The following is an 8574-nucleotide window of genomic DNA, read 5'->3' on the forward strand; positions in this document are numbered from 1 at the left end:
ACAGGTGGTGGGGACCTCGGACAAGGTATTTGTTGTCCGAGGTCCCGATTTGGTGTTCAAGGTCCCGACAACTTGCCCGAGATTCGGCCGGCGCGGGTGAAATCGCCGGGTTCCTTACCGTGGAAGGCGTTCGGCCGCCCCCGACGTAATCCCTTGAACTTGTGGCCGTATTTCTCAGCGGCTCCGGGCGTAGCTGCGTCCTTCCCTGGTCGCGGTGAGGTGTGTCAAGGGTCGAACTTGTTCGAGCCCGAAGGGCCGCGAAGCGCCCTTGACTCACCTCACCACGACCAGGGAACTCACGCAGCCCGGCGACGCGAACCACCCCCACCTACCGACTCCGCGAACCACCTACACCTCTAAACCCGCGAACCAGATTGACCTAGAACCCGCGAGCCACCCGGCGTACGGGCGAACTGGCGGGGGGTTAGTGCGGGACTCGGGTGTCGGCGTACCAGGTGGTTAGGAGGGCGGGGAGGCGGTCGGGGGACCAGCGGTTGACCGGTTCTATCCGGGTGTCGAGGGTGGCGAGGGATTTGGCTAGTTCGCCGACCACGTCGCCGCGCCAGGAGACGACTGCGCCGTCTTCGGGGCTGACGATGACCGAGGGGCCGCCTCGGTCGAGGCAGATCACGGGGCAGCCGCTGGCCAGGGCTTCCGTGATCGCCCAGCCGGCGGCTTCGCGCATCGACGGGGCGAGCAGGGCGTCCGCGCGCAGGAACGAGTCGAGGACTTCCTCTCGCGGCAACTGACCGACGAACTCGACCCGGTCGCGGATTCCGAGGTTCTCGGCCAGGCGTTCGGCGCGGCGCCAGTCGGGGCCGTCGCCGATCACGCGGAGCTCCCAGTTCGCCGCTTCCGGCCGTGCCAGGGCGCTGATCGCGATCAGCACGCCTTTCCACGGGATCAACCGGCCGACGAACAGCGCGGTCTTGACCCCGGGCGGACCGAACGGCTCCCGCGGGCCGCTCGCGCTCGCGAAGCGCTGGATCGCCACGTTCGGCTGGACCACGAGGTCATCGGTGTACTTCGCGAAGACCTCGGCGACGTCGTTGTTCTGGGCAACTACCAGGTCGGCGGTCTGGGCCAGCTTTCGCCCGGTCAGGCCGCGCCAGAAGCCGGTCCAGGCACGGCGTACGAGCTCCCCGATCAGGCCGCTCGAGCCCAGCCAGTGCGCCATCGAGAGCGGTACCGCGGTGGATCCGCCGACCGGGCCCCAGATCACCTTCGCGGACGATTCCTGCACAACGCCGGCAGGCATCCAGTCGACGGCGAAGGTCAGGTGGTGGATCACGTCGAAGTCATGCTCGGCGTGCAGCCGCTTGGCGGTCCGGCCGGCGAGCCGCTGCCAGAGCGGGTAGTACCAATAGACGTCCGCGGGCCGGCGACGCAGCTTCAGCACCCAGCGCGGCAGTTCCAGCGGTACGACGGTGAGCGACGGCAGCGGGCGGAGCGCGAGTTCGTCGGCGATCTCATGGGCGAACTTGCCCCGGGTCAGCAGCCACACATCGTTGTCGCGCGCTGCCGCTCTCGCCCAGGCCCAGCCGGCGCCCGGCTCGGATCCACCCTTCGGGCGGCAGGCATAGGCACTGAGCAGGATCTTCCGCCGGGCAGGCATCAGAGCGTCCCTTCCAGGAGCCTCCGCAGATCCGTGCTCGACGTGGACGCTGTGTACGGGAAGTAGTGCACGCCGGCGCCGACCTCACCCAGCAACCGCTCCAGCCGGATCCCCTTCTCGGTGCCCTTCCAGTCGTCGCCCTTGAACAGCACGTCGTAGCGCAACTGCTTCCACATCTCGAACTTGTCGCTGGACCAGACGCTGACCACATCGTCGACCAGGCCGATCGCCCGGACGACCTCCATCCGCTCGTCGTGCGGGACCACCGGCGGCTGCCCTTTGATCTTGGCGACCACGTCGTCCTCGACCACCCCGGCGATCAGGTAGTCGCAGTGCTCACTGGCGCGGCGCAGGATGTTGAGGTGGCCGATGTGGAACATGTCGTAGACCCCGGGGGCATAGCCGATCACCCCCATCAGCTGCTCACCCCCGCGCGATCCGGCTGCAGCGCGGCCATCTCCTGGTACCACTTGGCGATCGCGGCCACCAGGAACAACAGGTTCGCCGCGAGCAGCACGCCGTACAGGAAGGTGAAGACCGTCGGCCAGGCGAAGGTGAGGAAGACCAGGCAGAGGACGCCGTAGTCGGTCGGTGCTATCAGCAACGACTTCAGCACCGAGTCGCCGCGGACGTTGGCCTGCGCGCCGCCGTGCCGCCGGCGCAGCTGATCGATCAGGATCAACCCGAAGAACAGCACCGCCGACACGCACAGATAGGCCAGTGGGATCAAGAACACCAGCTCGTTGCTGAAGGCATCGAAGCGGTAGAACGAGATCAGTACTGCGCTGTGCAGCAAGGTGATCTTGACGCAGTCGATCATGTGGTCCAGCCACTCACCCAGCGGCGAACCACCACCGCGGAGCCGGGCGAGCTGCCCGTCCGCCGAGTCCAGCGCATACCCGAGCACCAGCAACGCGGTGACCAGCAGCGCCAGCGGGACGCTCGGCTCGAGGGTGGCGATCGCCACGATGCCAAGCAGCGAACAGAACCCGCTGCTGAGGCTGACCTGGTTCGGTGTCCGTCCAGCCAGGAAGGCACCCGCCGCCAGGTACCGCCCGATCCGCCGGTTGACGAACCGCGAGTACGCCGGGGTGCCGGCGGACGGCTTCTGCGCACGGACCAGTTGTGCGACCGCGTCGCTGTAGGGGCGGCCTGTCATGCGACCGAGCTGCGCGACTGCCGCTGGTCGATCGCGGCGCGCAGGATCTGGCTACGGGAACCGCGCGCGGCCGGCAGGGTGCGGATCAGCGCGGCGGGGATCCCGTCGAGTTCGTCAAGGCCGAGCACACCGTCGGTACCGCTGACAGCGAAAACCGTCTGCACCCCGATCAGCCGGTCGGGCTCGACGCCGTCCACCACGACGGCCTCGTCGACACAGCGCAGGTGCTCGATGATCTGGACCCGCTCGACCAGCGGGACGAACGGCCGGGTGCCCCAGTCGTCCTCGGCCCAGTCGTCGGTCAGCACGCCGACCACCAGCCGGTCACAGTTCTCCTTGGCGCGTTCCAGCACGTCGAGGTGGCCGACGTGGAAGAGATCGAAGACGCCGATCAGGTATCCGACGCTCAACGGCATCATGCTCTCCCCCACTGGGTCCTCGTGGACCCGCCCCAACAGTTATCGACGTGCCCCCGAAAACCTGCGCCGACCTTACACCGAGTAATCATGCCGCGCCTAGCGTGCCCGGCCGGTTCGAGTGTCGGCCGCGTGCCGCGCGATCGCATCGGCGTAGATCCTCTCCGTAGCAGCCAGGTCGCGCTCCGGGGTGAAGCGGTCGAGATAAACCTGCCGTGCTCGTAGGCCGCAGGCTATCGAAGTCGCCGGGTGGGTGAGCAACCCGAGGGCCTTTCTGAGCCCTTCGCTGTCGTCCGGCTCGGTCAGCGCACCGGTCTCGCCGTCATCCACCAACTCGGCCAGCGCGCCGAGCCGGGACGCGACCACGGGCACCCCGTGTGCGAACGCCTCGACCACCACGAGACCGAAGGTCTCATAGGACCGCGCCGGTACGACGGCGACGCGCGCGGAGCGGAGTACTTCCATACAGTCGGCCCAGGGCAGTTCCCCGAGCACCGAGACCGACGGATCCGTGAGCGCCCGCGCATCCGCCTCACCCCGGAGCGGGCCGTCGCCGATCACCACCAGCTTGCCCAATGACGAGTCCCACGCCCGGAGCAGATCGGCGAAGCCCTTGTCCTCCGTGAGCCGGCCGAGGAACACCACAGCGTCGCCCGGGCCGGTGCGGACCGCGCCCGAGTGTGGGACCGCGTGCGGCTTGACCACGATCTTCTCGGGCTTGAACCCGCCCGCGATGTACCGCGAGCGGACGAACTCCGACGGCGCGATGAGCGTGGTGACGTAGCGCTGCCAGGTATGGAAGGCGTTGTGCACCGCGATCCCGGTCGCCAGCGGGAGGCTCTGCGCCTTCGATCCGCGGTAGCAGCCGTGGGCCACACCGCGCCAGGGAATCCGGCCGACGCACGCCTCGCACGGACCACCGTCGCGCTGCAGAACCGCGTTGGCGCACATCAGCCGGAAGTTGTGCAAGGTGGCGACGACCGGGAGTCCCTCGCGCCGGGCGGCCCGCAGTACCGACGGGCTGAGCAAGGGAAAAGTGTTGTGGACATGCACGATGTCCGGACGCCGCTCACGCAATCGGAATGTTAAATCGCGTTCGTCGGCGAATGACCATACGGAGCGGAACGGTAACAGCGCGCGATCTTTTCGGCTCATTTGCGCGATGTCGTCGCTGTTCTGCGCGTAAAGCTCAACTTCATGTCCTGAGTTGCGCAAAAAATCAGCTGTTTGATCGACGACAAGGTTCTCGCCACTCGGTTGACCCGAACGATAACGGTTGTGCAACATGGCGACCCGCATGGCACCACCCTAAGTCTTCGCGGTGGTGACAACCCGTGAGGCCTGGCGAGGAACGACCGCGCGCCGAATACACCCCGGAGGGTGACTTTGAGGAAGTTGTGGTTCGCAGCCCTTATCGCGGTCGCGCTGGCCACCGTTACAGTCGCTTTTCCCCTCATCTCCCATCAGAAGAACGCGGTATCCGCCGGTAAGTCACGCGATGCGGACCAAACGGCCTCAGCGGGCTCCGGAGTACTCCCCTCGATCCTGCTGTCGAAGCCGACCAAGCCCCCGGTCACCGTCCCGAGCAAGCCGCCGACCGTGAAGCCGACGAAGAAGCCCACCTCGCGCTCGACAGCGACCCCGGACAAGCCCCAGCAGCCCAAGACCACCGGCGCCAGCGAACCCGTCGCGGGTGATGACGCCGCCGGACCGGCTGTCGCAGGTCCCTGCACCGGCACGGTGATCAAGCCCGGCCAGAACGCGCAAGCCGTCATCAACTCCCACCCCGCCGGTTCGAAGTTCTGTTTCGCGGCCGGGCTGCACCGGGTCAGCGAGACGATCCGGCCGAAGGCGAACATGACGCTGGCCAGCGATGACCGTGCTGTCCTCACCGGCTCGGTCCCCCTCACCAACTGGAGCAAGGCGGGCACGCACTGGGTGACCAGCGGCGCCCTGCCCGCGGCGTACGGGAAGAGTGGGCAGTGCGAGGACAACAGCGCGAACATCTGCAGCCTGCGTGAGCAGGTCTTCGTGGACGGTACCCATCTGACCCGGGTGGCCGGCGCCGCCGCGGTCAAGGCCGGCACCTTCTACGCCGACTACGCCGCCAACGTGATCCATCTCGGCACCGACCCCGGCGGCCGCGCTGTCGAGATGTCGAAGACGAGGACCGCGATCGAATCGAACCAACCCGGTGTCACCGTGCGCGGGCTGACCATCGAGCACTTCGCCAGCCCCGCCCAGGCCGGTGCGCTGGTCTCCGGTCCGGCCTGGTCGGTGAAGGCGAACGAGGTCCGCTGGAACAAGTCGGTCGGCGTGATGCTGGTGAAGGCGACCAACGCCCGGATCGACCGCAACCTGGTGCACCACAACGGCCAACTCGGTCTCGGCCAGTACAACTCGATCGGTGCGAACGTCACCGCGAACGTGATCAGCTCCAACAACACCGACGGCTTCTGGATCGCCGACTGGGAGTCCGGCGGGATGAAGTCGACCCGCTCCTCGGGCACCGTCAGCGGCAACCTGATCCGCGACAACCTGGGCGTCGGGATGTGGGCCGACGTGGCCGATGACGGCCGGGTGATCAGCGCGAACAAGATTCAGAACAACGCGGCCGACGGCATCCGGTTCGAGATCAGCCGCAACGGTGTGATCGAGAACAACACCATCACCGGCAACGGGTTCGGCACCGGCCGCGGCTCCGGTACGTCGTTGTGGGACGGCGGCGGCATCAACGTCAACACGTCGTCCAACGTCCAGGTCCGCAACAACACGGTGACCGGCAACGTGAACGGCATCTCGATCCAGTCCCGGACCCGGGGCGACGGGCCATGGGGCCGCTACCTGCTCCGCAACGTCCGCGTCACCGGCAACACGGTCGGGATGAAGGGTGGCACCCAGTCCACCGGCATGGTGCAGAACTCCGGCGCCGAGGTGCCGGCCGGCCAGCTGACCTTCAACGGGAACCGCTACCTGCTGGACCAACTGTCGGCCCAGCGGTTCGGCATCTTCGGCACCAAGCTGACAGCCGGCGGATGGCGCAGCGCCGGGCACGACACGATCGGCAGCTTCCAGGCCAGTTGATGCCCTCAGCAACGGACAAAGTTACACAGAGCAACCAAATTAGGTGACAGACGCAACGACTTTGCGTCTTGCGATGCCTACGGCAAGTAGTAGTCTGCTCGGGAAGGCAGGCCGCACCGGGGGGTGAGGACCTCCGGAGGCACCCAGTGAAGAAGTCGATGACCCTCATTGCTGTGGCGGCAACCGGTGCGATCACCCTGACAGGGATCGTCACCGCGGGCCCAGCATCGGCGTTCGAGCCGCTCACGCCCGTCATCCCTCCGCCCGTGCCGCCCACCCCGCCCCGACCCGAGCTGCCGACCGTCGCCTCCGCCTTCCCAGCGGGCCCCTCGGAGGCTCCCCCGTGTACCGGCGTGTTGATCGAGCCGGAAGACAACGCCGCCGAGGTGGTCGAGAAGGGCGCTGCCGGTGCCACGTTCTGCTTCACGGCTGGGCTGCACCGGATCACCCGGACGATCCAGCCGAAGGCGAACCAGATTCTCGCCAGCGACGAGGACGCAGTACTGACCGGGTCGATCCGGTTGACCGGCTGGACGGCCACCGGTGGCGACTGGGTGACGAAGGGCGTGCTGCCCCCGGCGTACGGGCAGACCGGGCAGTGTGAGGACAACGTCGCGAACATCTGCTTCCTGCGGGAGCAGCTGTTCCTCAACGACAAGCACCTCAAGCGGGTGAACACCCGCGACAAGGTTGTCCCCGGCACCTTCTTCGGTGACTACGCCGCGAACGCCGTCTACCTTGGTGACAACCCGACCGGCCGGACCGTGGAGATGTCGAAGACGGACACGGCGATCGAGTCGGCCGCCTCCGGCGTGACCGTCCGAGGTCTCACCGTCGAGCACTTCGCCAGCGCGCCTCAGGCGGGAGCGGTTGTGCTTGGCAACAAGTGGAAGGTCGTCGCGAATGACATCCGCTGGAACCACGCGGTCGGCGCCATGCTGGTCAACGCGGACGGCGCCACCCTGGAGCAGAACCTGATCCAGTACAACGGCCAGCTCGGCGTCGGCCAGTACAGCACGGTGAACGGCACCATCCTCGACAACCAGGTCAGCGACAACAACACCGACGGCTTCTGGATCGCCGACTGGGAGTCGGGCGGGATCAAGACCACCTGGTCCAACGGCGGCTCGGTGTCCGGCAACCTGATCGAGCAGAACCGCGGCGTCGGGTTGTGGAGCGACGCGTACGACGACGGCCGGACCTTCAGCGACAACGAGATCGTCGACAACGCGGCCGACGGGATCCGCTACGAGATCGGCCGCAACGGCGTGATCGAGGACAACACCATCAGTGGCAACGGCCTGGGCACCGGCCGGGGCTCCGGTACGTCGTTGTGGGACGGCGGCGGCATCAACGTCAACACCTCGTCCAACGTCCAGGTCCGCAACAACACGGTGACCGGCAACGTAAACGGCATCTCGATCCAGTCCCGCACCCGCGGCAGCGGACCGTGGGGCGTGAACGTCCTCCGCGATGTCGTTGTCACCGGCAACAACGTGACGATGAAGGGCGGCACCACCGCGACCGGCATGGTGCAGAACGCGGGCGCGGCGGTCCCGGCCGGCGAGGTCGTGCTGAAGGGCAACACCTATGTGCTCGACAGCCTGGCCGCCGAGCGGTTCCAGAAGTTCGGCCAGTGGTTCACCGCCCCCCAATGGCAGCAAGCCGGCCTCGACGCCGGCAGCAAGTTCACCCTCGGGAAGCTACTCAGCGCACTAGAGGTGCCGCTAGAACGGTGACGTGTTCCACCAGGAGATCCCTGAAAACCTTGCTCTCCGGCAGATCCGCACCGAACACCGACTCAACCCCCAGCAGCGCATCCACCACGGCCGCCGGCTGGGAACCAACGCCATCGAGCGCGGCCTTCAGCTTGTCCGCCTGCGGATCGTCCAGCGTGAGCGCCTGCCCGCGAGCGTCCACTCCCCTGGCGACATAGACCATCCACCCGGCGACCGCCAAGGACGCAAGACGAGGCTCGGCACCAGCAGCGAGCCGATCCCGCACCGTCCCGAGCAGCCGCACCGGTAGCTTCACCGACCCGTCCATAGCGACCTGCGCCGTCCGGTGCTTCAACGCCGGATTCGCGAACCGCTCCAGCACACTCGCCCCGTACTCCGTGAGGTCCAGCCCGGCCGGCGGCGTCAACGTCGGCACCACATCCGAGGTCATCAATGCGCGGGCGAGCCCGGCCAACTCGTCGTCCCGCACGGCCTCGGCGATCGTCTCGTACCCCCGCAGCCCGCCCAGATACGCCAGCATCGAGTGAGTCGCGTTCAGCATCCTGAGCTTCGCCTGCTCCC

At 67.3% G+C, this 8574-nt stretch carries 8 protein-coding genes; 2 read left to right on the forward strand and 6 right to left on the reverse strand.

Annotated elements, in window-relative coordinates:
• Nucleotides 1-424: 424 nt before the first annotated feature.
• The 5 genes from VFG33_RS30990 to VFG33_RS31010 form a co-directional block, all read right to left on the reverse strand.
• Entirely contained in the window at nucleotides 425-1615 is a 1191-nt protein-coding gene (locus VFG33_RS30990; RefSeq protein ID WP_325056534.1) for a glycosyltransferase, read from the reverse strand.
• The gene (locus tag VFG33_RS30995; RefSeq protein WP_325056535.1) at nucleotides 1615-2031 is read right to left on the reverse strand and encodes an FAD synthase family protein; all 417 of its coding nucleotides are present in this window, start codon (nucleotides 2029-2031) and stop codon (nucleotides 1615-1617) included. The genes VFG33_RS30990 and VFG33_RS30995 overlap by 1 nt, the downstream gene beginning before the upstream one ends.
• Entirely contained in the window at nucleotides 2031-2774 is a 744-nt protein-coding gene (locus tag VFG33_RS31000; protein ID WP_325056536.1) for a CDP-alcohol phosphatidyltransferase family protein, read from the reverse strand. The genes VFG33_RS30995 and VFG33_RS31000 overlap by 1 nt, the downstream gene beginning before the upstream one ends.
• On the reverse strand, nucleotides 2771-3190 hold the full coding sequence (locus VFG33_RS31005) for an adenylyltransferase/cytidyltransferase family protein (RefSeq protein WP_325056537.1): 420 nt from the start codon (nucleotides 3188-3190) through the stop codon (nucleotides 2771-2773). The genes VFG33_RS31000 and VFG33_RS31005 overlap by 4 nt, the downstream gene beginning before the upstream one ends.
• A 99-nt stretch (nucleotides 3191-3289) precedes the next feature.
• Nucleotides 3290-4489 carry a glycosyltransferase gene (locus VFG33_RS31010; RefSeq protein ID WP_325056538.1) on the reverse strand — a complete coding sequence of 400 codons (1200 nt, stop codon included), beginning with the start codon at nucleotides 4487-4489 and terminating at the stop codon, nucleotides 3290-3292.
• A gap of 81 nt (nucleotides 4490-4570) precedes the next feature.
• Between VFG33_RS31010 and VFG33_RS31015 the strand changes: the two genes are divergently transcribed.
• Both VFG33_RS31015 and VFG33_RS31020 read left to right on the forward strand, forming a co-directional pair.
• Nucleotides 4571-6274 carry a right-handed parallel beta-helix repeat-containing protein gene (locus VFG33_RS31015; protein WP_325056539.1) on the forward strand — a complete coding sequence of 568 codons (1704 nt, stop codon included), beginning with the start codon at nucleotides 4571-4573 and terminating at the stop codon, nucleotides 6272-6274.
• Between the two features lie 158 nt (nucleotides 6275-6432).
• Nucleotides 6433-8013 carry a right-handed parallel beta-helix repeat-containing protein gene (locus VFG33_RS31020; protein ID WP_325056540.1) on the forward strand — a complete coding sequence of 527 codons (1581 nt, stop codon included), beginning with the start codon at nucleotides 6433-6435 and terminating at the stop codon, nucleotides 8011-8013.
• Here the strand turns inward: VFG33_RS31020 and VFG33_RS31025 are convergent.
• Nucleotides 7982-8574 (reverse strand): mannitol dehydrogenase family protein (locus VFG33_RS31025; RefSeq protein WP_524538158.1); only part of this gene is annotated, 593 nt, incomplete at its 5' end. The two genes, VFG33_RS31020 and VFG33_RS31025, sit on opposite strands and share 32 nt — an antisense overlap.

This window comes from Kribbella sp., from assembly GCF_035687465.1.
GTDB lineage: Bacteria > Actinomycetota > Actinomycetes > Propionibacteriales > Kribbellaceae > Kribbella.

What these genes read in the sequence shown, in the direction of transcription:
- VFG33_RS30990 (WP_325056534.1), bottom strand. Translation starts at nt 1,615, where the DNA reads ATGCCTGCCCGGCGGAAGATCCTGCTCAGTGCCTATGCCTGCCGCCCG.
- VFG33_RS30995 (WP_325056535.1), bottom strand. Translation starts at nt 2,031, where the DNA reads ATGGGGGTGATCGGCTATGCCCCCGGGGTCTACGACATGTTCCACATC.
- VFG33_RS31000 (WP_325056536.1), bottom strand. Translation starts at nt 2,774, where the DNA reads ATGACAGGCCGCCCCTACAGCGACGCGGTCGCACAACTGGTCCGTGCG.
- VFG33_RS31005 (WP_325056537.1), bottom strand. Translation starts at nt 3,190, where the DNA reads ATGCCGTTGAGCGTCGGATACCTGATCGGCGTCTTCGATCTCTTCCAC.
- VFG33_RS31010 (WP_325056538.1), bottom strand. Translation starts at nt 4,489, where the DNA reads ATGCGGGTCGCCATGTTGCACAACCGTTATCGTTCGGGTCAACCGAGT.
- VFG33_RS31020 (WP_325056540.1), top strand. Translation starts at nt 6,433, where the DNA reads ATGACCCTCATTGCTGTGGCGGCAACCGGTGCGATCACCCTGACAGGG.